34 protein-coding genes and 1 pseudogene are annotated in these 18,553 nt (G+C 58.6%); 19 read left to right on the top strand and 16 right to left on the bottom strand.

Annotation, left to right across the window (positions count from 1 at the left end):
• Nucleotides 1–11: 11 nt before the first annotated feature.
• The 13 genes from FW796_RS18980 to FW796_RS19040 form a co-directional block, all read right to left on the bottom strand.
• Nucleotides 12–251 carry a hypothetical protein gene (locus tag FW796_RS18980; RefSeq protein WP_446439775.1) on the bottom strand — a complete coding sequence of 80 codons (240 nt, stop codon included), beginning with the start codon at nt 249–251 and terminating at the stop codon, nt 12–14.
• 2 nt (nt 252–253) lie between these two features.
• Nucleotides 254–706, bottom strand: coding sequence for a lysis system i-spanin subunit Rz (locus FW796_RS18985; RefSeq protein WP_446439776.1), 453 nt, complete (start codon nt 704–706; stop codon nt 254–256).
• A 12-nt stretch (nt 707–718) separates the two neighbouring features.
• Nucleotides 719–1,075 (bottom strand): crAss001_48 related protein, encoded by a 357-nt coding sequence (locus tag FW796_RS18990; protein WP_446439777.1) that lies wholly within the window; start codon nt 1,073–1,075, stop codon nt 719–721.
• Nucleotides 1,072–1,473: a Gp49 family protein gene (locus FW796_RS18995; RefSeq protein WP_446439778.1), complete on the bottom strand. Its 402-nt coding sequence runs from the start codon at nt 1,471–1,473 to the stop codon at nt 1,072–1,074. The genes FW796_RS18990 and FW796_RS18995 overlap by 4 nt, the downstream gene beginning before the upstream one ends.
• A 27-nt stretch (nt 1,474–1,500) precedes the next feature.
• Nucleotides 1,501–2,028, bottom strand: coding sequence for a glycoside hydrolase family protein (locus FW796_RS19000; RefSeq protein WP_446439779.1), 528 nt, complete (start codon nt 2,026–2,028; stop codon nt 1,501–1,503).
• The gene (locus FW796_RS19005) at nt 2,025–2,309 is read right to left on the bottom strand and encodes a holin (RefSeq protein WP_233322102.1); all 285 of its coding nucleotides are present in this window, start codon (nt 2,307–2,309) and stop codon (nt 2,025–2,027) included. Before FW796_RS19005 ends, FW796_RS19000 begins: the two co-directional genes overlap by 4 nt.
• Nucleotides 2,310–2,483: 174 nt before the next feature.
• On the bottom strand, nt 2,484–2,858 hold the full coding sequence (gene gvpU / locus FW796_RS19010; RefSeq protein ID WP_446439780.1) for a gas vesicle accessory protein GvpU: 375 nt from the start codon (nt 2,856–2,858) through the stop codon (nt 2,484–2,486).
• 54 nt (nt 2,859–2,912) lie between these two features.
• Complete coding sequence (locus tag FW796_RS19015; protein WP_446439781.1) at nt 2,913–3,542, bottom strand: hypothetical protein; 630 nt, start codon at nt 3,540–3,542, stop codon at nt 2,913–2,915.
• Between the two features lie 31 nt (nt 3,543–3,573).
• Nucleotides 3,574–4,017, bottom strand: a complete 444-nt coding sequence (locus FW796_RS19020) for a RusA family crossover junction endodeoxyribonuclease (RefSeq protein ID WP_446439782.1) — start codon at nt 4,015–4,017, stop codon at nt 3,574–3,576.
• The gene (locus FW796_RS19025; protein WP_446439783.1) at nt 4,010–4,606 is read right to left on the bottom strand and encodes a hypothetical protein; all 597 of its coding nucleotides are present in this window, start codon (nt 4,604–4,606) and stop codon (nt 4,010–4,012) included. The genes FW796_RS19020 and FW796_RS19025 overlap by 8 nt, the downstream gene beginning before the upstream one ends.
• Nucleotides 4,578–5,462 (bottom strand): DUF1376 domain-containing protein, encoded by an 885-nt coding sequence (locus FW796_RS19030; RefSeq protein ID WP_446439784.1) that lies wholly within the window; start codon nt 5,460–5,462, stop codon nt 4,578–4,580. Before FW796_RS19030 ends, FW796_RS19025 begins: the two co-directional genes overlap by 29 nt.
• A gap of 2 nt (nt 5,463–5,464) precedes the next feature.
• Entirely contained in the window at nt 5,465–5,773 is a 309-nt protein-coding gene (locus FW796_RS19035; RefSeq protein WP_183001669.1) for a CII family transcriptional regulator, read from the bottom strand.
• 2 nt (nt 5,774–5,775) lie between these two features.
• Nucleotides 5,776–6,036: a helix-turn-helix domain-containing protein gene (locus tag FW796_RS19040; protein WP_183001670.1), complete on the bottom strand. Its 261-nt coding sequence runs from the start codon at nt 6,034–6,036 to the stop codon at nt 5,776–5,778.
• 116 nt (nt 6,037–6,152) lie between these two features.
• Between FW796_RS19040 and FW796_RS19045 the strand changes: the two genes are divergently transcribed.
• The 12 genes and pseudogenes from FW796_RS19045 (at nt 6,153) to FW796_RS19100 (ending at nt 11,773) form a co-directional block, all read left to right on the top strand.
• Nucleotides 6,153–6,788, top strand: coding sequence for a LexA family protein (locus tag FW796_RS19045; protein ID WP_446439785.1), 636 nt, complete (start codon nt 6,153–6,155; stop codon nt 6,786–6,788).
• Nucleotides 6,789–6,797: 9 nt separating this feature from the next.
• On the top strand, nt 6,798–7,028 hold the full coding sequence (locus tag FW796_RS19050) for a hypothetical protein (protein ID WP_446439786.1): 231 nt from the start codon (nt 6,798–6,800) through the stop codon (nt 7,026–7,028).
• Nucleotides 7,029–7,453: 425 nt separating this feature from the next.
• A complete protein-coding gene (locus tag FW796_RS19055) occupies nt 7,454–7,717 on the top strand; it encodes a hypothetical protein (RefSeq protein ID WP_446439787.1) in 264 nt (87 codons plus the stop codon).
• Between the two features lie 203 nt (nt 7,718–7,920).
• Nucleotides 7,921–8,061, top strand: coding sequence for a hypothetical protein (locus tag FW796_RS19060; RefSeq protein WP_220223001.1), 141 nt, complete (start codon nt 7,921–7,923; stop codon nt 8,059–8,061).
• 22 nt (nt 8,062–8,083) lie between these two features.
• Entirely contained in the window at nt 8,084–8,338 is a 255-nt protein-coding gene (locus FW796_RS19065; protein WP_446439788.1) for a hypothetical protein, read from the top strand.
• Nucleotides 8,335–8,781 (top strand): hypothetical protein, encoded by a 447-nt coding sequence (locus FW796_RS19070; protein WP_446439789.1) that lies wholly within the window; start codon nt 8,335–8,337, stop codon nt 8,779–8,781. The genes FW796_RS19065 and FW796_RS19070 overlap by 4 nt, the downstream gene beginning before the upstream one ends.
• A complete protein-coding gene (locus FW796_RS19075) occupies nt 8,778–8,951 on the top strand; it encodes a hypothetical protein (protein WP_220223004.1) in 174 nt (57 codons plus the stop codon). The genes FW796_RS19070 and FW796_RS19075 overlap by 4 nt, the downstream gene beginning before the upstream one ends.
• A 286-nt stretch (nt 8,952–9,237) precedes the next feature.
• Nucleotides 9,238–9,483, top strand: a pseudogene (locus FW796_RS19080) (hypothetical protein); the annotation flags it as partial.
• 7 nt (nt 9,484–9,490) lie between these two features.
• A complete protein-coding gene (locus FW796_RS19085) occupies nt 9,491–10,267 on the top strand; it encodes an ERF family protein (protein WP_446439790.1) in 777 nt (258 codons plus the stop codon).
• The gene (locus tag FW796_RS19090) at nt 10,251–10,868 is read left to right on the top strand and encodes a lambda exonuclease family protein (RefSeq protein WP_446439791.1); all 618 of its coding nucleotides are present in this window, start codon (nt 10,251–10,253) and stop codon (nt 10,866–10,868) included. Before FW796_RS19085 ends, FW796_RS19090 begins: the two co-directional genes overlap by 17 nt.
• Nucleotides 10,865–11,380, top strand: coding sequence for a hypothetical protein (locus FW796_RS19095; RefSeq protein WP_446439792.1), 516 nt, complete (start codon nt 10,865–10,867; stop codon nt 11,378–11,380). Before FW796_RS19090 ends, FW796_RS19095 begins: the two co-directional genes overlap by 4 nt.
• 81 nt (nt 11,381–11,461) lie before the next feature.
• Nucleotides 11,462–11,773 carry a hypothetical protein gene (locus FW796_RS19100; protein ID WP_446439793.1) on the top strand — a complete coding sequence of 104 codons (312 nt, stop codon included), beginning with the start codon at nt 11,462–11,464 and terminating at the stop codon, nt 11,771–11,773.
• Between the two features lie 52 nt (nt 11,774–11,825).
• Here FW796_RS19100 and FW796_RS19105 read toward each other — a convergent pair whose 3' ends face one another.
• The gene (locus FW796_RS19105) at nt 11,826–12,518 is read right to left on the bottom strand and encodes a hypothetical protein (protein ID WP_446439794.1); all 693 of its coding nucleotides are present in this window, start codon (nt 12,516–12,518) and stop codon (nt 11,826–11,828) included.
• Nucleotides 12,519–12,613: 95 nt separating this feature from the next.
• On the opposite strand from FW796_RS19105, the gene FW796_RS19110 reads away from it, so the two are divergent.
• A complete protein-coding gene (locus FW796_RS19110) occupies nt 12,614–12,859 on the top strand; it encodes a hypothetical protein (RefSeq protein ID WP_446439795.1) in 246 nt (81 codons plus the stop codon).
• Nucleotides 12,856–13,614, top strand: coding sequence for a hypothetical protein (locus tag FW796_RS19115; protein WP_446439796.1), 759 nt, complete (start codon nt 12,856–12,858; stop codon nt 13,612–13,614). The genes FW796_RS19110 and FW796_RS19115 overlap by 4 nt, the downstream gene beginning before the upstream one ends.
• Here FW796_RS19115 and FW796_RS19120 read toward each other — a convergent pair.
• Complete coding sequence (locus FW796_RS19120; protein WP_446439797.1) at nt 13,582–13,890, bottom strand: hypothetical protein; 309 nt, start codon at nt 13,888–13,890, stop codon at nt 13,582–13,584. The two genes, FW796_RS19115 and FW796_RS19120, sit on opposite strands and share 33 nt — an antisense overlap.
• 84 nt (nt 13,891–13,974) lie before the next feature.
• On the opposite strand from FW796_RS19120, the gene FW796_RS19125 reads away from it, so the two are divergent.
• Nucleotides 13,975–14,739, top strand: a complete 765-nt coding sequence (locus tag FW796_RS19125; protein WP_446439798.1) for a hypothetical protein — start codon at nt 13,975–13,977, stop codon at nt 14,737–14,739.
• A 95-nt stretch (nt 14,740–14,834) separates the two neighbouring features.
• On the opposite strand, the gene FW796_RS19130 is transcribed toward FW796_RS19125, so the two are convergent.
• Nucleotides 14,835–15,290: a hypothetical protein gene (locus FW796_RS19130; RefSeq protein ID WP_446439799.1), complete on the bottom strand. Its 456-nt coding sequence runs from the start codon at nt 15,288–15,290 to the stop codon at nt 14,835–14,837.
• A 54-nt stretch (nt 15,291–15,344) separates the two neighbouring features.
• On the opposite strand from FW796_RS19130, the gene FW796_RS19135 reads away from it, so the two are divergent.
• The 4 genes from FW796_RS19135 to FW796_RS19150 all read left to right on the top strand — a co-directional run bounded on the left by FW796_RS19135 (nt 15,345) and on the right by FW796_RS19150 (nt 18,503).
• Nucleotides 15,345–16,748 carry a DNA cytosine methyltransferase gene (locus tag FW796_RS19135; RefSeq protein WP_446439800.1) on the top strand — a complete coding sequence of 468 codons (1,404 nt, stop codon included), beginning with the start codon at nt 15,345–15,347 and terminating at the stop codon, nt 16,746–16,748.
• Between the two features lie 349 nt (nt 16,749–17,097).
• Nucleotides 17,098–17,565: a hypothetical protein gene (locus FW796_RS19140; protein WP_446439801.1), complete on the top strand. Its 468-nt coding sequence runs from the start codon at nt 17,098–17,100 to the stop codon at nt 17,563–17,565.
• Nucleotides 17,566–17,650: 85 nt separating this feature from the next.
• Nucleotides 17,651–17,968: a hypothetical protein gene (locus tag FW796_RS19145; RefSeq protein WP_446439802.1), complete on the top strand. Its 318-nt coding sequence runs from the start codon at nt 17,651–17,653 to the stop codon at nt 17,966–17,968.
• A 352-nt stretch (nt 17,969–18,320) separates the two neighbouring features.
• Nucleotides 18,321–18,503: a hypothetical protein gene (locus FW796_RS19150; RefSeq protein WP_246881513.1), complete on the top strand. Its 183-nt coding sequence runs from the start codon at nt 18,321–18,323 to the stop codon at nt 18,501–18,503.
• The last annotated feature ends 50 nt before the right edge of the window (nt 18,504–18,553 follow it).

Below are 18,553 nucleotides of genomic sequence, written 5' to 3' on the forward strand. Positions count from 1 at the left end.
GGTGGTCTTCCTTAGGTTGCGTCGACCAGATCAGCGCTCGGCTCTGGCACAGGTTCTGGCGCGACTGGTTCGGTCGGAGCAACTGGCTCAGGTGCTGGGGCCTGTTCCTGAATCCAGAGGTAGCGGGAGAACGCCGAGGTGATGCGGTCGCCCGAGTAGAAGCGCGCCCCGACATCGAGAAACTCCACGCGGTCGGCAGTAACGTCGAGGGTGTCCTCGAAAGTCCGGACTTTGAAATTGATCTTTCCCATGTTCATTTCCTCTTGAGGCAAACGGTGTTGACGTAGTCCTGCAGGCCGGCCAGCGCCCTTACTGCGTCGTCGCCGTCGTTGGCGATTCGGACAATTCGTTCAGCAGCCGCTGGGTTAAGTTCGGCTCGCGCTTCTGCAGCATCCAGGCCGGTGGCGCCGGCGGCGGTTCGCACAGAGGGGCAACGGGCTGGGACTGACAGCCGGCGCTCGCCAGCAGCGACAGCAGCACGAATGCCGGAATTGGTCTGGTTCGCACGTTCGCGCTCCTGGGTGTGGTCGGTGTCGAGCTGGGCCAGCAGGCGCTGGGTGTTGCGGCGGGATGCGGCGGCGGCTTCAAGCTGCGTGTTGCGCTCTGTTGCAGCATCGAGCGCAACGGACTGGGCCTGGATGCGCTGCCAGCCGCCATAGATCAGGAACAGGCAGGCCACCAGGGCGGCGATCAGGTAGCGGATCATGGTGGCCACCAGTTAGGCGAACTTGGCGGAGCGCGTGTTGATGATGCCCAGGTAAAGCACCATTGCATCGGCCTGCATCTTCAGCAGTTGCTGCTCGTCCTCAGGCAGGCCAGCAAACAGCGGGGTGTGCAGGAATGCTTCCAGCTTCTTGAGCCGATCCGCCAGCTGCTCCTGCTCGGCAATCACACGCTGCTGGTGCGGCGCCAGGTGACCGACATGCCCCATGGGCACATAGGCAGCTTCGAACACGTCTTTCGGGCTCCAGCTGGTGTAACCATCCTGGTACTGCACTGCATAGCCTTCGCGGCCATCGGCGTGCGCTTGCGGCCACGCGGTGACTTGTTTGGTGCCAACGTAGCTCTGGGTCATTGCTGGCGCTCCTGCGTAGCTTCGTGCAGTTGCTGCTTGAGCGCGTAGCCCATCAGCGGCCACACCTTCTGCTCGGCGTTCTCCCGGGCAATCTTGCGACCAATCTCGGCGTCGAAGTTCTCGGGGCTGGCACAAGCCGACTCGCCGGTGACGGTGAAGCCGTTGCGCAGCACCAGGACGCAGAAGGTCAGCGTATTCAGGTGGTCTTTGCCGAACGTGGAAGTCATCGACTCGCCGCCGACGTTGGAAAGCTTGCTGTGCGCAATGGCACCTTCCAATCCCTCCCTGGCCGTGAAATACCACTCAGCAGCAACGTTGGCGCGTAGTTCGCCAAGACTGATGCGTGGCGCGGTCAGGCCCTTGGCCTGGATTTCCTGTTCGATTGCTTGGTCGTTCATGGGTAGTGCTCCGGGGTTGGGGATTGGTTACTGGGCGGCCTTGCACTTGGCGTTGCGCTCAAGCTGCCGCTGCCAGACGCCCCAGCAGCGGTTGTTGGGCTTGCCGTTGATCTTGGTGCTGCAGTCGTAGCCGGCGGCGAATCGGTACAGCAGCAGCGCCTCGCATGCGCCGACGTAGTTGCCTTCCAGCAGGTAGCGGCGCGGGGAACCCTTGCGCCAGGTGCCACCGCCGTACTGGCCGACGAAGTCGAGATAAATGTCGAACTCTTCCTGATGCAGGCGGACTCCCGGCAGGCTGGCGGCGAACTCCTTTTCCGCCTGGCTGTTCAGGTTCCGGGCCAGGATCTCGGCCCGGGGCCGGGTGATGGTGTCGCCCATGCGGACCGGGGTGCCGTCCTCCCAGCGCGTGGAGCCGTAGCCCAGGGTAGGCACGTCGCCTTTCGTGGGGATCACGGCGTGATCGGTGAACCCCTCGCTGGCCTTCCAGGCTCCGAAGCCGGCGGCGCTCATGCTCAGCAGGCCCACGGCAATGCGCTGGCGCAGTTGCGGGCTCATACATCGCACCGAGAGCGGTACATTTCGATGCGGGCGGCACTTTCGGCAGACTCCCGAAGCTCTCTTGCCTCGCGCTCTGCGGATTCGCGCCGATCCTTGCGCACTTGGAAGTAGAGATTGATCAGCAGGCCCAGCACGGCAACCGCCACGCCAGAAATCCCGATCCAGTTGACTTGGGATATCCAACCGATGAAACCGGCAGCGCCGCCGGCGATCATGCCCTTGTTCGCGACGGACGCACCCACCACCTCAAAAAGTCCCTCTGGTGCAGGGTTGGGCATTTGTGAACTCCTGGCTGGGGCTGTCATGGGGCCTCCAGAAACGAAAAAGCCCCGCACGATGGCAGGGCTCAGGATTGAAATTTGGGCAACAAAAAACCCGCTCTAGGCGGGTTTCTGGGTTTCGGGTGCGACTTCACACCGTGGATAAATCATGCCGAAACCCGCACATCGGTGTCAACTCACTTCGCATGCGCCCAGCGAGAATCCAGTAACCTCGGACAACTTCCCGCGCCACAAAATGCCAATCTTTCCGTTCGGCGTCAGCTGATTGCCGTAGACATATCGAGCGTTTTTCAGGTGGATGAACTCGTCATGCTCGTCGTCGTCCTTCTTCCGGAACTCACTCCATGCGGCGAAGCCTGAACGCACGTCCTCACTGGGACCGCCAGGCCAAGCATCGGCAATTGAGTTGGCGAAATCTTCGAAGTACTCCTTCGTCGAGATCATCTGGCCAGATATCACACCACCTTGAGTGATAAGGGTTATACCGAACGACAAACTATTCTCATGAACACTTTTTACCAATGTCGCCAAGAATGGATCTTTCACGTTTCTCTCCTAGAAATTGAATTACCGCTTGGCTAAGGACTGGTAACCAAACAATCAAGCGGCCTCCCTCTCCTCGATCAGAACGCGCCCGACTGGAGCAAGCACAAGCCGATCGATCTTGCCGAGCGTATCGAACATCAGCTGCACCAGCCAGCCCCAGTTGCGGGTCCAATTGCGGCTGTCCAGCTCGACGCCGTGGTGGTCGGCCAACCAGCCGCGGAACACCCACGGGTTTGCCATCGGGTCGGGGTTAGCGCCCATGCCCCCCTGGACCATGTGGCGGTAGCGCACCAGGACACCCCGGGCGACGTAGTATTCCCGGCTGTAGTCCAGGCACCGCCGCTTCTCGCCGCGCTCACGTAGCGCCAGATCAACACCGCCGGCCAGCAGTCCGTGGGCGGCCTCTTCCCATGCATTCGACTGTTCGGTGGTGATAACCGGGGCGTACAGGTGGTGGCCAAAGGCCTGGTGCTCCAGCGGCAGGCTGGCAATCGCGTTCTGCACCCGACCGGCGATGGCCATGTGGGCGCATTTGCCCAGGTTCTCCCAGCGATCAGGCCGCGTTTCGTTCGCCACGTAGCCGCGCTTCCCCAGCTTCGCCCCCTCCAGGCCGTGGTGCATGACGCTGTCCCATGGCGTGTAGTAGCAATCGTGCCAGGCCATCCGTGCGCTGGTCAGTCTCATGGCCACCCCTTACCGCGTAGTTTTGCGTAGTTCACGATGGCAGGCCCTCCAGCGGCACCACACGTACCAGGACGCCGGGCTTTTCGGCAAAGCGCTTGCTCATGGAGACGTTGACCACCTGCACGTCGTCCTTGAAAACGATGCCGTTGATCCCGTCGCAGATCGCTTTCAGCACGTTGTCGGCGTCGGGCTTTTTCGTCGGCATGACTTCACCGGCCAGGGCCTGAGCGGTTTTCTTCTTCGACCAGGACACGGCAATGCCCACGGCGATTTTCAGTTCCACCAGCACTGGGCCGGTGATCAGCTCGCGGCCCTGCATGGCCTGCTGCGCAGCTACGGCAATAAGCGATTCGTAATTGGCGGTCTTCTTCGGCGTGAACATACGGGCATGGCCGCCGATGGTGGAAACCCTGGGCCTGCCCTTCCCCACAGCTTCCCCAGGCACGACGAACGAAACGGGTTTGTGATCAGACATGGGTGCCCCTCCTGATACCAAGCTTGGCCAGCAGCATGGCGCGGCAGGCCTTGGGGTCCTTGGGGATCTCCAGGATCTCGACGATGCGGTCAGCCTCGGCCTGGGATTGCTCCAGCTGGACCTGTTCGCGTGGCCGCATGCTGTCGTGGGTGATGCCCTTGGCAATTCGCCCTTCCAGGGGCTGGCCTGTCTGTACGCGGCGCATGACGATGGCGTAATTGCGTTCGAAGCGCTGGAACAGGGCTTTGTCGCCGTGATCCGCGGTACTCAGGTCAAACTTGCTGGTGGCCTCGGCGGCGACGTCGACGGCTTTGTGGCTGTACGTTCCGCGCAGTGCTTCGTCCCAAGCCTGGGCCGTACTCGGCAAGCCCTTGACCTGCTGGCACATTTCCCGGAAGACGTTCGCAGGCGGCGGCCAATCGAACTCTGCCCCCTTCTCTGCCAGGGTGTTCAAGCCGTTGGCGAGCTGCGCACCGGTGATCCCCTGCAGGACCTTGGACCAGGTGTGGTCCGGATCAGCGATCACGCCAAAGCTCGACGTCCAGCGGTGCCCGTAGAACTCAGCCATCTTGATCCAGAGCTTGTCCATCAGCGCTTGCGGCATTCTCTCGGGCTTCGATTGCGGCGCGGACACGGTCTGGAGCAGAGAGGGGGCCCGGCTTAGCAGGTCGTTGGTGGCCACCTTGGGCACCCTGGCCTTGATGGTCTTGGGCATTTCGCGATGGGGGTTGCTGGGTAGCATTTCCGTTTCTCCCGCTTGCTTGGTCGCTGCGCATACCGCGCCTCAGGTGCTGGGCGAGCGCGTGCTCCCACTTGGCCTGGGTTCGGTGATCGTCTGGGGAAGCGATCCAGAAGGATTTGAATTCGAGGAATTGGTCTTGATCGAAGACCTGGCCCGAAAGGCCGTTGCGGGTCAGCACCGCGGCGAATGACTTCGCGTCGGGCTCCCAGTGTTCGTGCATGGCGAACTTGCAGCGCGAATCCGGAAAGTCCTCGCGCGGTGGTGGTGGTGTTTCTTTATCTGTATCTGTATCTTTATTCGTTGAGTTCTCGTTCAACGGTTTTTCAACGGGCGTTGAACGGGCGTTGCCTTTTTGTTGCTGTTTCGCTGCGTTTTTGTTCTTTCTGGCCTCTGCCGAGGCCTTACCCGCTGCACTGCGCTGGTTCTGGGTGGCATGAACAGCCTCAAGGTCACGCTCGATGCGCTCATGCACCCACGCTTCCCCGTTGTCGTTGAAAAACTCGTTCAACGACTGTTCAACGTCCGTCCAACGCTCGTTGGAAAGCCGCGCAATCCGGGCCAGTCGGGCTTTCGGAATCGCCCGCCCCGTCTGCCAGTAGTTGAAAATCAGCAGCAGGTAGGCACCGTGTTCCTCGGTGGTGAGGTGCATGGTGTCGGCCAGGTAGTCGGCAACGTAGAGCTGCATGTACGGCAAGGCGGCCATGATCAGTCCCACTCCAACTGGTGAACGCCTTCGATCTGCTCCATGTGCAGCTTGGCCATGTGCAGATAGGCGGCGATATCGCGCTCACGGAAGCAACGGGCATCAGTCGGCACCACCTTGAGGTCGAGAACCGCCAGGATCTGCGTGAACTGCTCAAACCTTTCGGGCTTCATCCGGCTAATCGTTGCTTCATCGCAACCGACCGCATGCGCCACAGGGGCATTCCCCACAGACGCAAGGCGCTGCATGAGAACTGAGTAGTTCTTGCGGGCCCTTGCGTCCTGCTCGGGGCTTAATTTGTTCGCGCTCATGATCAGGCCGCCACTTCAGCGGAGCCTTTGAAGCGCTCCGGGTAGAGGATGTGGATTTCGGTCAATTCCTTCTGGTCGTCGGCAAGTTCGGTGTTGAACACCCGGCAAAGGCTCTCGGCGAGCGAAACAGAGGCGCGCTGCTCTCCTCGCTCAATCCGAGAAAGGTTGCCGGTATCGACCTGGCCGCCGAGCTGTGCAAGGCGTGCAGACACGTCCTTGAGCGTCCAGCGGCGCTGTGTACGAGCAAGTTTTAAGGGAGTCATGGCGTTGGCCCTGAGTGAATGTCAAAAAATATTCTGCGCATAGCGCAGATTTAAAGCAAACAAAATCTGCGCATGGCGCTTTGCGTGCCACGCAGTAAGTAATGAGAATTGCGCTCATGGAAATTGGACAGAGCATCAGAAAAGCGCGGAAGGCCAAAGGCTGGACGCTGGAAGAACTTGCACACCAGGTCGGGTCCGACACTGGCAACTTGTCGCGCCTGGAGCGCGGTCTGCAGGGTGCAAGCCATGAAATGCTTAACAAGATCGTAAAGATCCTGGGCATTTCCTTTGAGCTGCCCCAGGACCCGGCACTGGCCAACGTATCCATGGCGCTGCAACCAGTGCGCGCCGAAAAGTCCTACCCACTGATCAGTTGGGTAGTTGCTGGGAGCTGGGCAGAGTCCCCGGATCTATATCAACCTGGAGATGCAGAGGCGTGGTTGCCATCTACTGAAAACGCTGGAGATAAAGGCTTCTGGTTGACCGTGCGCGGCGACTCTATGACCTGCATCGGCAACCCCTCTTTTCCAGAGGGCTCTAAAATCCTGGTCAAGCCGGAGTCTGATTTGATCAGCGGTAAGTATTACGTCGCTAAGCTGCTAGACAGTGGCGAACAGACATTCAAGCAATACGTTGAGGACGCAGGACACAGGTACCTAAAACCCCTGAACCCCAACTACAGAACCATTGAAATCAACGGTAATTGCCACTTTATCGGGCGTGTCGTCGACACGAAGATGACCGGACTTTGAGGCTTCCCCATGAATCGCGAAGCCCAAGCAGCACACCGAAAGCATGCACAGACCCTCGCGCTAATTTCATTCTTTGTGCTCGGCGGCATTCTCTACTGGCTGACAACACTAGCGGAGCATGTCCATAACAAGAACTGGCGAGATGTGCTTGAGTTCGTTCTTTATGCGGCATGCTTCTTCGCTGTGTTCACAATCGGCCCCATGACCGAGTTCTTTTACGGCCGCATAACTCGCAAATAACTCCCTCACTTTCGAAAACAGCCCGCCCTGCGCGGGCTTTTTTTCGTCTCCATTTTAAAAAATCTGCGCTTGACGCAGAAATAATTCTGCGCATAATGCAAATCACTTTCTGCGCATTGCGCAGATTTACAAACCGCTCTTTAGCTCCACCGCATCACCTTTGCCGGATCACCACCGGCGGCAACAAGGCAGCGATGAACCGGCCTCAACGGTTCAGAGGGTTGGCAACTGACCCGGGCGTGCAGCGTAAAGCGCCAGAAGCAGTTATCCAGCGGGAGAACAAGCCGAAAGGCCCGCGGCTGGAGGAACAACACGAAGGAGGCCGGCGAGAACGTAGCCAGTAGCTGATCGCCGGCCAGCAAGGAGTTTTCACTGATGCACCTGGTTACCCGGGTGCATTGGGAAAACAACCGGAGAACCACCAAGTGACCTACTACCTGAATGACTACATCCGGCTCTGCCACGAATGCAGCACCGACCGCAGGAACATTGGAAACATGCTGTCGATCGTGATCCCAGAGGTTCAACGCCGGGCATGCGAAATACGGGAGGCGCTGAGCCAGTTCCCAGCCGTCTGGTTGTGCTGGCAAGACCTTGAGCGCGACGCGGTCGAGCTTGAACAGGCAGTTGCTGCGGGCCTGGCGCGCTGCACGCTTGAGCCAGAGCAACAGGACCTGTTCGCAGCATGACGATTTTGGCCGAATCGCGCAGAACCTGATTCCCCCTTCTAGCCGGTGCCGAGCGGTGAAATACCGACTGATTCGATTGTGGATCACGCACCGGCTACCTATCCCCTCCCCCGAATCCATCCGAATGCACTCACGCCGCGCCCACCGGCAACCAGCGGTGCCTGAGTGCATCCAGCTGAATTTGAACCAACCGGAGCAAAGCCATGAACAAGCAAGTACTCGTGCAGAAAGCCCGTTCCGCTAACCGGGACGTCATTGCCCACGTTCGCGCTCGCCGTTTCTGGGCCGCCGACCTGGCAGCCGACACCCGCGATGCCTGCATGGCCGAAGCGCGCCGCGCCTGAAACCCACCGCCTGGAGACGGCTATGCACCCAAGTATCGAACTCGGAAAGCAAGTCCGCGCAGCCCTGCGCACCCGCTCGCGTATTGCCACGAAAGACCTCTACGAACTGATCGGGCGCCCGTCTCCAGTGGAGAAACCGCGGTTCATCGTGAAGCCCGCCGGCGTGGCGTTCTTCCACGTAATTGACAGCAGCACAGGCAAAGCCCAGGGCTTTCGCCGTGATCACAACGAAGCCTGCGCCGTTGCTCGGCGCCTTGAAGCGGAGAATCGGCCATGATCGACTTTCTGGAAACACCCGAGGGGCCGGACTGGCTCCATGATGCGATTAACACCCTGATCTGTGGCCAGAACGTGACGGCGCCACGGGCGCACGGCAAGTCTGTTGCCCTGGTCACCCCGCAGTCGCTCTATGAGGCGCTGGCGGAGCACCTGGGCGCCCAGGAACATATCGCTCCGCTGCTTACCGACAATCGCGAGTACCCGATTGAGCGGATGATCTGCGAGGTGATCGCCGACGGGCGTCGGATCCATCGGAAAGCCTACGATCTGGCCATTGAGGCGATTGGAAACCCAAAGGATGAGCACCCAACGGTCCTTCATGGCATCGCCGATTCGCTGATCAGGCCCTGGGCCAACGAGTACGGACGAGCACGCGCCGCCGAAATTGCTGCAGACACTGCTGCTGATCAGGCGGAGCAACGAAAGGCAGACGCAGCATGAGCGGCACCGGCGCGCACAAACGCGGCCAACATCTGGCGATCCGCTGCGCAAAACTCCGTCGCGAAGGCCTGTCCCTTTCCGAAGTCGCCCAGGCCACCGGCATCAAGAAAGAGCAGGCCAACGCCAAGATCATCCTGGGCGAGCGGCTTCTCTCGCTGGTCGAGTCGTGATCGCCCTTCTCTACTGGCGTAGCTCCTTCCCTGCCCTCGCGCTCTGCACCGCCGCAATGCTGATCGGCACCCTCGCCGATCACCTCACCCAGTAACCCTTCTGATAAAGCGCTGCGAGATTCGCGGCAAGGAGCTCCCGTGTCCGCACAAACTGAACTGGCCGCGGTGCCGCCACAAGAAACAGCCCTTGCTGTTTACAGTGCGCCGAATGGCCTTGAGCCTTGGTTGCAACAGATTCGCGCCGAGATCGACGGCTTCACCCCCGATATCAGCACCCGCAAAAGACGCTGCGCGCCGGGCCGAGGAAGCCGTCGAGCAGGCACGCCTGGAAGAGCGCCACCGGGCGGATGCTGCAGCAGCCGAGACCGTACGCCAGCAAGAAGTGCGCGAGCGCAACGAAGCACACCGTCGGAGCATCAACCGTGCCGCCCTGGACGCCTTTATCGCCGAAGGCATGCCCGAGGAATGCGCCAAGCAGGCGATCACCCTGATCGCTCAGCGCAAGATTCCGAACATCGCCATTTCCTACTGAGGTCGCCATGAGCCAAATCGCCAGGGTCGAAACCCAATCCCAGACGCCTGCCATCGCCGCGGAGACGGTGACCATCTTGCAGATCATCCAGCAGGTGGCCATGTCCCCAAACGCAGACATCGACAAGATGGAGCGCTTGATGGTCATGCATCAGAACATCCAGGCGCTACAGGCCAAGCAGCAGTTCGACGAGGCCTTGTCCTTGATGCAGGAAGAACTGCCGGTGATCGGCGAACGCGGCGGTATCAAGGACAAAAATGGCCGAATCCAGAGCACCTACGCGCTCTGGGAGGACATCAACGAGATGATCAAGCCGGTGCTCGCCCGGCACGGTTTCGCGCTCTCATTCCGCACCCCGCGCAACGAGCGTGGCATTGAAGTCGAAGGCGTGCTGAGCCACCGGGCCGGTCACCGCGAAACCACCTCTCTGGTGCTTCCCGCCGATACCACCGGCAGCAAGAACGGCGTCCAGGCCGTGGCCTCTAGTGTCAGCTACGGCAAACGCTACACCGCCGGCGCCCTGCTCAACTTCACCACCACCGGCGAGGACGACGACGGCAACGGCGCTGTGGTGACACCGCGAGTCACCTCGGTACAGGCCACCCAACTGGCCATGCTGCTGGATCGCTGCAGCGACAAGGCCAAGGCCGCATTCGCCAGCATCCACGGCACCCCATCCGCAGTTGAAAAGGCCGCATTCGACCAGGTGCTTGGAATGCTGACCAAATCCGTGAAACAGCATGAAGCCGCGAGCAAGGAGAGCCAAAATGCAGATCATCACTGACATCGAGCAAGGCACCCCTGAGTGGCTGTCCCTACGCCTGGGCATCATCACCTGCTCGGAGCTGGACTGCTTGCTGGTCAGCGGCAAGGGTGAAGCAGGTTTTGGCGTGGCCGCCTTCACCTACATGGACCAACTCATCGGCGAGCGCATCACCGAAGAGGCCGCAGAGATCCCTTTTCAGACCAAAGCAACTATCCGCGGCCATGAGCTGGAAGGTGTCGCGCGAGGGCTTTATGAGGACCGCGAGAGCCTCAAGACTCGTTCAGTCGGGATCATCTTGAACCACGGCATCGGTTATTCGCCTGACGCACTGGTCGGCGACAAGGGCCTCACCGAGATCAAGACCAAGCTACCCAAATTTCAGGTGAGCGTGATCCTGGCCGGCGAAGTCCCAAAAGAGCACGTCGCCCAGTGCCAGGGCGGCCTGTGGGTTTCCGAACGCGAGTGGCTGGACTTCATCAGCTACTGGCCGGGAATGCCGCTCTTCGTCAAGCGCGTGTACCGCGACGAAGCCATGATTCGCAAGCTTGCCGAACGAGTGAAGACCTTCTACGAAATCCTTGATGAGCGTATGAACAAGGTGCTGGGGATAGCAGCATGACCAACAACTACATCCTGGTCCGATCCGATCGCCAGGCAGAACTGGAGGCAGCTAAGGCTGCCTTCTTCATGTCAGGCAAGAAAGTTGAGGTGCTGGAATCTAAATTCGAGCCCCGCCGGCCGCGCAAGGACCTTGATAGCCTGCAGGGCAAGAGTGCCGCCCGCCCGCAGCCCAAGCGCACCTACGAAGACCACTTCGTCCAGCGCAAGGCCTACGTCGACACGATCCGAGAGCTCGCCAAGACCATGACCATCGACCAGGCCATGGTCGCCACCGGGAAGTCGGAATCAGCCATGCGTCGGGCCTCCCATGAAGGCGGCTTCACGTTCAAGAGCAAGATCGTGGATAGGGAGCGGGATTTGAAGCTCATCGAGCGCCTGGCTGCTCTGCGGGACGCTGGAGTGTCACGCATTGCTGCATGCAGGAAGGTCGGGATCTCTGACACCCTGCTGAACCGCCTTGTGCTCGACTACGACTTCAACTTCCCCAAACGCTGGGAGAAGCAAGCTTGAGGCGCTTCAGCAACCGCCCGCAACAGCGCAAACGTCAAACCTGGTCGACAATACCGGCCAGCGGCATCGAGGAGGTAGGCCATGGCCAAGAGCAATGCGGATCGCTCAGCGAAAGCCTCGGCGAAGAGGAAGGAGCGCGGCGAAGAGGAAATCAGGCTGCACTGCCTGCCCGGCACTCGCCAAGCCCTTGCTGAGCTGATGGCCTGGAGCGGCATCGAGGAACAGGGCGAGGCGATCACGCTGATGATTCACCACCTACACGCCCTTGGCCCGGGCGGCGCCCTACCGCTCATCACTCCGCCGCGACACGAATACGTAATGCCCGAAAACGTGTCGCGGAAATTGAAGTTCGCCTATGACCGCGAAGCTCTTCGCATTTGTCACGACGAATAACCATCACGACGTTGCATCCGTTCACGGATCTCGATGCTTGAAACAGAATGAGCTACCTAAGAAGCTTTACGCTTAAAAGCGAAGATAAGGGAGAAAACATATTTTCGATCCTGAGAGTTGCTTGATCGGAGTTCGCCTCAGGGCCAAAATCAATTTTCTTCCAATTCATATCAAAAGTGCCTTTAGCTGATGCAATTGAAAGCGCGTTACTAGTCGGTGATACGAACCTAATACAGGAGCTTACACACCCTTCGCAAATCGATGAAAAGATGAATAATGCATTAAGATCCTTCTCCAACAACCCATCCCACATCGCCTTACACTCTAGAGCAACCGCCTTTAGCTCACCGCGTGAACTATTTAATTTATTCAAACTGCTCGAGAATCTCTCGACAATCATTTCAGCCAATTTACCCTCAACCCGTTCATCATCCAATACAAGACTCGCGGCTATCCTGGCGTCGGCCCAAACATTAATAACTTCTGTTTTGTACTTTTCTAATGATATCGCCATTCTTCTTGCAAGCTCATGATCAGCAGTACTCTTTACCTGGCTTTTCCAAGTATTTAGCCCTGATGCCGCGACTATGACAGCTGCACATGTAGCGATCACACCAACAATATCGAAGAAGTCATGAATATTGGGAGCCTTGAAAAATTCAGTACCAAGGGGCGCTTGTCCAATGAGAATCCCTAAAAATACCAGCAATATGCAACCAATCCAAACAACCGAATCCTTACTCAAGCCAAGCCCCTTGCTCTATGCGTCAGCACGTTGCTGTCGCCTGCATAAACAAATACCCCACTTATACGAATCACGCCAGCTGACGAGGATCACATATGAACACGTATCGACACACGTTCGCCGCAGTCTGTCCGTCCGACGGAGAGACCATTGTTTATCGCCTTGAACTCAAATCCTTGTCGATGATCCATGTCGAGCATATCCGAGCAGCCACCGCGCTGATTAAAAAAGGCTGGCATGAACAGATCGCCGATCGCCTGTCCGAATCGTTGGGTGGCGATCAAACTATCATCGCCACGCACCAGAGTGTCGAGATCGAAACAGTGAGGCTCAGCGGATGATCCATTACCACGGCACGCCTGTCAGCGGTAAGCGAGAAGATGCGGCAAAGTTCCTGGCAGGCCGGCACGCACTTGTGCCGTTCCCGCGCAAGGACGATCTTGGGATTGTCGCCGATGTGTGCAAATCGTTTGTTTTCGATAACGGCGCGTTCACGGTTTGGAAAAAGGGTGGCCAGGTAGACGTAGAAGGCTACACGCGCTGGGTCGAAGACTGGCATCGACACCCTGGATTCACTTGGGCACTCATTCCGGATGTCATTGACGGCGATGAAGAGGCCAACGATGACCTTGTTCGGCAGTGGCCAGAGGAACTACGTGGAGTGCCAGTTTGGCACTTGCACGAATCGACTGAGCGACTGCAGCGACTGGCGAGGTTTTGGCGAACCGTTGCCCTTGGCAGTTCTGGGCAATGGTCTACACCGGGCACTTGGTCATGGTGGAAGCGGATTGGCGCCGCGATGGACGCTGTCTGTGACGACCAGGGCCGGCCGATGTGTAGGCTGCACGGGTTGCGAATGCTCGACCCCGCGATATTCCAGCACCTACCCTTCGCCTCTGCAGACTCCACGAACGCCGCGGTAAATGGCGGAAGCATCAGCCGATTCGGGATGTACGCGCCGCCCACTGCTGGTCAGCGCGCAAATGTGATCGCCGACCGGATCGAGGCTCACAATAGTTCACCAATCTGGCAGCCGGAGACTCAGGTTGAGCTCGCGCTTCGATCAGCCAGCTGTGATTTCAATCTTGTGGGTTAGCCACTTAGCACTACTAATGGTCGCTTTGTCTCGGATAAGAGTCGGATTGCTGAGCAATTTTCCCCGAATACTCTCAAGCGCTTCATCATCCGTTCGATCTACCGAAGAGAACGCAGATCTTTCGTACGGGGCACGATCATTAGAAAGACGCTGATCTTTGATATTCAATGCGCGCAGGATCGTCACGCCTGGATCCTTCATGGGGCCGACATGAACAAAAACCTGTTCAACATTTGTCAAGTCGGCACTGCTCAATTCACTGCTCAGTAATAGCATTTCGATCTCCTTGATCCGGCTCCATACCGGGCCGAGCATAAATACCCCACTTCTACGAATCACGCCAGCCGGCGAGGATCACCTATGCACGTCTTGTTCTGCAGTTACGGAAATGACTCCATCGCCCTGATCCAGTGGGCGCATGAGCTCGGCCTGAAGGATGTCGTGTGCCTCTACTCTGACACCGGCTGGTCCGCAAGCTGGTGGGCCAACCGTGTAGCCAAGGGAGAGGCGCTGGCCCAGGGCTACGGATTCACCACCGCCCGCACCAAATCGGAGGGGATGCTCGAACTGGTCAAGCGTAAACGCGGCTGGCCGGGCGCTGGCGGACAGGGTCAATTCTGCACCGCGGAGTTAAAAGTGATTCCAGCATTGGAATGGCTCGACTCCAACGACCCAGACAAAGAGGCAACAGCCATGACAGGCGTGCGGCGCAGCGAAAGCAGGCACCGTTCGGACGCCGAGGAGCACGTTATGGAATCAGAGCGGCATGGCCGGAGGGAGCTGTGGCAGCCCCTTGTCCGGCACGACGATGCCATGCGTGACGCCCTGCTCCATCGCGCGGGCTTCGACGTGCTACCTCACCGGTCGCTCGAGTGCTACCCGTGCATCAATGCAAATATCGATGACATTCGGTTGCTTTCCGAGGACCGGATACAACTGATCGACATTACCGAGAAAGACCTGGGCTTCACCAGAAAAGGAAAGCCCCGAGTGATGTTTCGCACTGGGCGCCGCAAAGGTGCCGTTGGCATTCGCGCCGTTGTGCAGTGGGCAGCAGCGCCCAGGCCACGTGACCAGATGGAAATGTTCCCAGCTGATTGTGACTCAGGCTATTGCAGCGGATGAACTAGCTACCAGCAGATATTCGACTACTCCGAAACCAATTCGGCATGTTCGCCGGCCACGACGAGGCCATTGCCTGTTTCTGTGGTGATTAATCGTCAGTCCTTAAAGGCCGAAACAAGCCCCGTCAAGGCACCGATCAACCCGACAGCTATACCAAACCAATAACCTACCGCTTCGCGCCGATGCTTTCGCTCCTCTCGAATAGCCGTGCGGAGCTGGCGTACCCCCTCTGGCAATAGATATTGGGGCATTGCCTCATCGTTATCGTAATCAACTCTGCCATATAAATTCTTATCTTCATGGTCTGGCATTGAAATAGACAGTTTTTGCGCGACTTGCCGAAGGTGGCGCGTCTGAATCAATTGGCGCCACTCATAAAGAGCGTCGCTATCTCGAATGTAATTCATTCGAGCTCCACTCCAGTATTCGTCTTCGGTATTTGGCGGTTCTTTTAGATCCAGTTTATTTTGCGCTCTCTCGCATCGTCTGAGCTCCAAAAAATACTGTAGAACCTCAGGGATAAGCGACTTAATCCTCTCTGAAAGATCCATCCCTTTTTAACTCCTTAATTAACTGGTCCCGCAATATACAGGCGAGGAATCCCCATGCCCATTACCTATGGAAGCGTGTGCAGCGGTATCGAAGCCGCGACACAGGCCTGGCACCCGCTGGGCATGCGCGCCGCCTGGTTCGCCGAGATTGAGCCGTTCCCCTCGGCGGTCCTGGCCCACCACTACCCCGACGTGCCGAACCACGGCGATATGACAAAGCTGGCCGCCCTAGTGCTGGCCGGCAAGATCCCGGCGCCGGACGTGTTGGTCGGTGGTACCCCGTGCCAGGCCTTCTCGGTTGCCGGTATGCGCGAAGGCCTAACCGACCCGCGCGGTGCCCTCACCATCAAATACGTGGAGCTTGCAGATGCAGTTGACTATGTTCGCGCCGGTCAGCGAAAGCCCGCCAGCGTTATCGTCTGGGAGAACGTCCCCGGCGTCCTCAGCGACAAAGGGAACGCCTTCGGATGCTTTCTTGGCGCGCTTGCTGGGGAAGACTGCGAGCTGCAGCCTTCAGGGAAGAAATGGCAGGACGCTGGTTGTGTGTATGGACCCAAGAGAACAATCGCGTGGAGGATCCTGGACGCCCAATATTTCGGCCTGGCCCAACGACGCCGTCGTGTGTTCGTTGTCGCAAGTGCTCGAAACGGGTTCGATCCCACCGAGGTACTTTTTGAGCGCGAAGGCGTGCGCCGGGATAGTGCGCCGCGCCGAGGCGAGGGGGAAGACGCTGCCGGAACAATTACAGGCGGCGCTCGAAAGAACGGCGGATACAGCACCGATGATATTCCGCTAGCCGCTCCAGCACTCCGAGCTCAGTCGCAAAGCAGTCATCGAGCCGACTCGGAAGTATTCATCCCCGTGTCAGTGTATGGGGGGAATAACACCAGCGGCCCAATAGATATCGCTCCAGCACGCAACGCATGCGCCAGCGCCAGCGGAAGAATGGATTTCGAAAGCGAAGCCTTCGTAGTGCACGGAACGCAGGATCCGTGCATAAGCATAGGCCAGGCGCACACGCTGGGCCGGAACAATGGCCAGGAGAATGCTGTTCTTGCATTCTCCTGCAAGGATCAGGGGTCAGACTTCGGGGAGATCGCCCCTACCCTGCGTGTAATGAGTCACTCAGGCAGTCACGCCAACGCCGGTGGCCAGGTCGCCGTCTGCATAACCGGCGACATCACCCACACCCTGAAAGCCGATGACTTCGATGGCTGCGAAGACGGGGCAGGGCGAGGCCAGCCAATCACATCGGGGGCGTCAGACGTCCGGCGCTTGACTCCAACTGAGTGTGAGCGCCTCCAGGGCTTCCCTGACGATTACACACGCATCTCCTATCGCGGCAAGCCCGCGGAGGAATGTCCGGATGGACCTCGCTACAAAGCCATCGGTAACAGCAAGGCCGTGCCAGTCGTTCGCTGGATCGGTCGGAGGATACTAAAACAGCTGGCTACCTAACCTCCGCCATCTCCCGTGCCTCCACCAAACAACTGATAGTTGTTGATATCAACGGGCGTTATCCACGGTGGCTCTTTGTTCTCGACTCGCATTTTGAGGTACTCCCTCGTTCGGCCGACGTGGAAACGTTGCTGACGATCTCGCATCTCCTTAACCAGAAGCTTTGGAAGTCCGTAGCTCCCACACTTCGTGCATACCAGCTCAAAAAAGTGCCCTCCAGATGGCACCTCTACCGCCGGCCCCTCGCAGATATAGCAAGCCATGCTCACCTCCGTGTTACTGACAGCTGAACTGTAGTTGATCCCCAGCAGATCTCTATCACCCGGGCAAGCCCCGGATAGGACTCCCCATGCCCACAGAAACCCAACACCTGGAACAGCGAGTTGCTGCCCTTCAGTCAGATCTGAACGAAAGAGATCAGCGCATAGACGACTTGGAGTTCAGCGACAACGATCGCGAGCTGTCGCGGCGCAGCTGGTTCGACGAGGCCAAGCGGCTGGAGAAGGAGAACGAAGGGCTGCGCGCAAAGCTGGCCCAACAGGTCGCGCCGGCAGCACCGGATGGCTACTGCATCATGCCCCGCCACCTTACAGCCGAGAATGGCGCAAAGGCCCTGCTACTCGGCGAATTCAAGTTGCAATCCACGCACGAATGCCCGGAATGCCGGGAGCTTGAAGAACCGTCGGAAGGCTGCGAAATCTGCGACGGTGAAGGCGAGTACGGGCAGAAACACACCATCCCGTGGGACCAGATCAAGCTCATCTACAGCAAGGCAGTAGAGGGCCTGGCCGTGAAGGCTGAACCAGCCAAATTCTGACAGGAGTACATTTGTACTCCGCCCACGAAAACCTCACCCCTCCCCCACATTCAAGTCAGCCGCTATAGCGGCCAAGGATGAAGTCATGCCTGAAGAAATCAAACTGATCCAAGCAGCACCGGTCGTTCGCGACGAAATGGGCTCGTTCCAGCACCCTGATATGCCCGACTTCGACGAAGGCGACGGCGAGAAGTGCAAGGCTTGGGTGGCCGAACAAGGGCTTGCGGTGAAGCAAGTTCGCCTTGAGTGCGCTGACGAATCAGTTGCGGATCGCTACTTCGAATCCGGGGCCCCAGACTTCAGCTACTGGGAACCTGAGCGTCCAGATGGTGAAGGCTGGTTCTGTCTGGCCATCCACGACACCGACGATGGCCCCGTCTGCTGGTGGGCACGACGCAAATAGTCGGGAAACCGACACCCCAACCGCTTGACCATGTGCCTTCCATAACCAGCGAGAAGATCCTCATGAGGCAGTTTGCAGAGTCAATGGTTGCGCTTGCACCGGTCAAATCCCGCAAGGCTAGAAATCAATTTCTTAGAGGTTGCGATCTATGGGCCGAACGTTTGCGGAAGAAGGGTTTTATCAATGTCGAGGAAAGGCAGGTGCTACGACGTCGTATCGCTGACGCCTGCATCGCGGCCCTGATGTAAACCATTTCGTTAACTCAAGCCCGCTACAAGCGGGCCTTTGGAGGCTGAATAGTGATAGCTCCCCTCGCCTACATGCTCTATCTGATCTACAGGGGGCCAAGGCCATGAACAGGTTTTTTCGCAGAAAGGCCGAGGCCTGGTTAATCAGGTTGGCTGCATGGATCTTGATCGGCCGCAACGTTGCCCGTTGCAAGGTCGTATCCCGCCGCGACAACAACGACATGTGGGGAATGGCTGAGAGCCTGGAGGGGATCGCCGACCGCATCAGTAGCGGCTACAAGAACTGAAGAGTCCGCCCGGCCCGGGAGCAGTCAGCCGGCAGTAGGCAAGACATAGA

The sequence above is a fragment of the Pseudomonas sp. 910_21 genome, assembly GCF_052850735.1.

What these genes read in the sequence shown, in the direction of transcription:
- FW796_RS18980 (WP_446439775.1), bottom strand. Translation starts at nt 251, where the DNA reads ATGGGAAAGATCAATTTCAAAGTCCGGACTTTCGAGGACACCCTCGAC.
- FW796_RS18985 (WP_446439776.1), bottom strand. Translation starts at nt 706, where the DNA reads ATGATCCGCTACCTGATCGCCGCCCTGGTGGCCTGCCTGTTCCTGATC.
- FW796_RS18990 (WP_446439777.1), bottom strand. Translation starts at nt 1,075, where the DNA reads ATGACCCAGAGCTACGTTGGCACCAAACAAGTCACCGCGTGGCCGCAA.
- FW796_RS18995 (WP_446439778.1), bottom strand. Translation starts at nt 1,473, where the DNA reads ATGAACGACCAAGCAATCGAACAGGAAATCCAGGCCAAGGGCCTGACC.
- FW796_RS19000 (WP_446439779.1), bottom strand. Translation starts at nt 2,028, where the DNA reads ATGAGCCCGCAACTGCGCCAGCGCATTGCCGTGGGCCTGCTGAGCATG.
- FW796_RS19005 (WP_233322102.1), bottom strand. Translation starts at nt 2,309, where the DNA reads ATGCCCAACCCTGCACCAGAGGGACTTTTTGAGGTGGTGGGTGCGTCC.
- FW796_RS19015 (WP_446439781.1), bottom strand. Translation starts at nt 3,542, where the DNA reads ATGAGACTGACCAGCGCACGGATGGCCTGGCACGATTGCTACTACACG.
- FW796_RS19020 (WP_446439782.1), bottom strand. Translation starts at nt 4,017, where the DNA reads ATGTCTGATCACAAACCCGTTTCGTTCGTCGTGCCTGGGGAAGCTGTG.
- FW796_RS19025 (WP_446439783.1), bottom strand. Translation starts at nt 4,606, where the DNA reads ATGGACAAGCTCTGGATCAAGATGGCTGAGTTCTACGGGCACCGCTGG.
- FW796_RS19030 (WP_446439784.1), bottom strand. Translation starts at nt 5,462, where the DNA reads ATGGCCGCCTTGCCGTACATGCAGCTCTACGTTGCCGACTACCTGGCC.
- FW796_RS19035 (WP_183001669.1), bottom strand. Translation starts at nt 5,773, where the DNA reads ATGAGCGCGAACAAATTAAGCCCCGAGCAGGACGCAAGGGCCCGCAAG.
- FW796_RS19040 (WP_183001670.1), bottom strand. Translation starts at nt 6,036, where the DNA reads ATGACTCCCTTAAAACTTGCTCGTACACAGCGCCGCTGGACGCTCAAG.
- FW796_RS19045 (WP_446439785.1), top strand. Translation starts at nt 6,153, where the DNA reads ATGGAAATTGGACAGAGCATCAGAAAAGCGCGGAAGGCCAAAGGCTGG.
- FW796_RS19050 (WP_446439786.1), top strand. Translation starts at nt 6,798, where the DNA reads ATGAATCGCGAAGCCCAAGCAGCACACCGAAAGCATGCACAGACCCTC.
- FW796_RS19060 (WP_220223001.1), top strand. Translation starts at nt 7,921, where the DNA reads ATGAACAAGCAAGTACTCGTGCAGAAAGCCCGTTCCGCTAACCGGGAC.
- FW796_RS19065 (WP_446439788.1), top strand. Translation starts at nt 8,084, where the DNA reads ATGCACCCAAGTATCGAACTCGGAAAGCAAGTCCGCGCAGCCCTGCGC.
- FW796_RS19070 (WP_446439789.1), top strand. Translation starts at nt 8,335, where the DNA reads ATGATCGACTTTCTGGAAACACCCGAGGGGCCGGACTGGCTCCATGAT.
- FW796_RS19075 (WP_220223004.1), top strand. Translation starts at nt 8,778, where the DNA reads ATGAGCGGCACCGGCGCGCACAAACGCGGCCAACATCTGGCGATCCGC.
- FW796_RS19085 (WP_446439790.1), top strand. Translation starts at nt 9,491, where the DNA reads ATGAGCCAAATCGCCAGGGTCGAAACCCAATCCCAGACGCCTGCCATC.
- FW796_RS19090 (WP_446439791.1), top strand. Translation starts at nt 10,251, where the DNA reads ATGCAGATCATCACTGACATCGAGCAAGGCACCCCTGAGTGGCTGTCC.
- FW796_RS19095 (WP_446439792.1), top strand. Translation starts at nt 10,865, where the DNA reads ATGACCAACAACTACATCCTGGTCCGATCCGATCGCCAGGCAGAACTG.
- FW796_RS19100 (WP_446439793.1), top strand. Translation starts at nt 11,462, where the DNA reads ATGGCCAAGAGCAATGCGGATCGCTCAGCGAAAGCCTCGGCGAAGAGG.
- FW796_RS19110 (WP_446439795.1), top strand. Translation starts at nt 12,614, where the DNA reads ATGAACACGTATCGACACACGTTCGCCGCAGTCTGTCCGTCCGACGGA.
- FW796_RS19115 (WP_446439796.1), top strand. Translation starts at nt 12,856, where the DNA reads ATGATCCATTACCACGGCACGCCTGTCAGCGGTAAGCGAGAAGATGCG.
- FW796_RS19120 (WP_446439797.1), bottom strand. Translation starts at nt 13,890, where the DNA reads ATGCTATTACTGAGCAGTGAATTGAGCAGTGCCGACTTGACAAATGTT.
- FW796_RS19125 (WP_446439798.1), top strand. Translation starts at nt 13,975, where the DNA reads ATGCACGTCTTGTTCTGCAGTTACGGAAATGACTCCATCGCCCTGATC.
- FW796_RS19130 (WP_446439799.1), bottom strand. Translation starts at nt 15,290, where the DNA reads ATGGATCTTTCAGAGAGGATTAAGTCGCTTATCCCTGAGGTTCTACAG.
- FW796_RS19135 (WP_446439800.1), top strand. Translation starts at nt 15,345, where the DNA reads ATGCCCATTACCTATGGAAGCGTGTGCAGCGGTATCGAAGCCGCGACA.
- FW796_RS19140 (WP_446439801.1), top strand. Translation starts at nt 17,098, where the DNA reads ATGCCCACAGAAACCCAACACCTGGAACAGCGAGTTGCTGCCCTTCAG.
- FW796_RS19145 (WP_446439802.1), top strand. Translation starts at nt 17,651, where the DNA reads ATGCCTGAAGAAATCAAACTGATCCAAGCAGCACCGGTCGTTCGCGAC.
- FW796_RS19150 (WP_246881513.1), top strand. Translation starts at nt 18,321, where the DNA reads ATGAACAGGTTTTTTCGCAGAAAGGCCGAGGCCTGGTTAATCAGGTTG.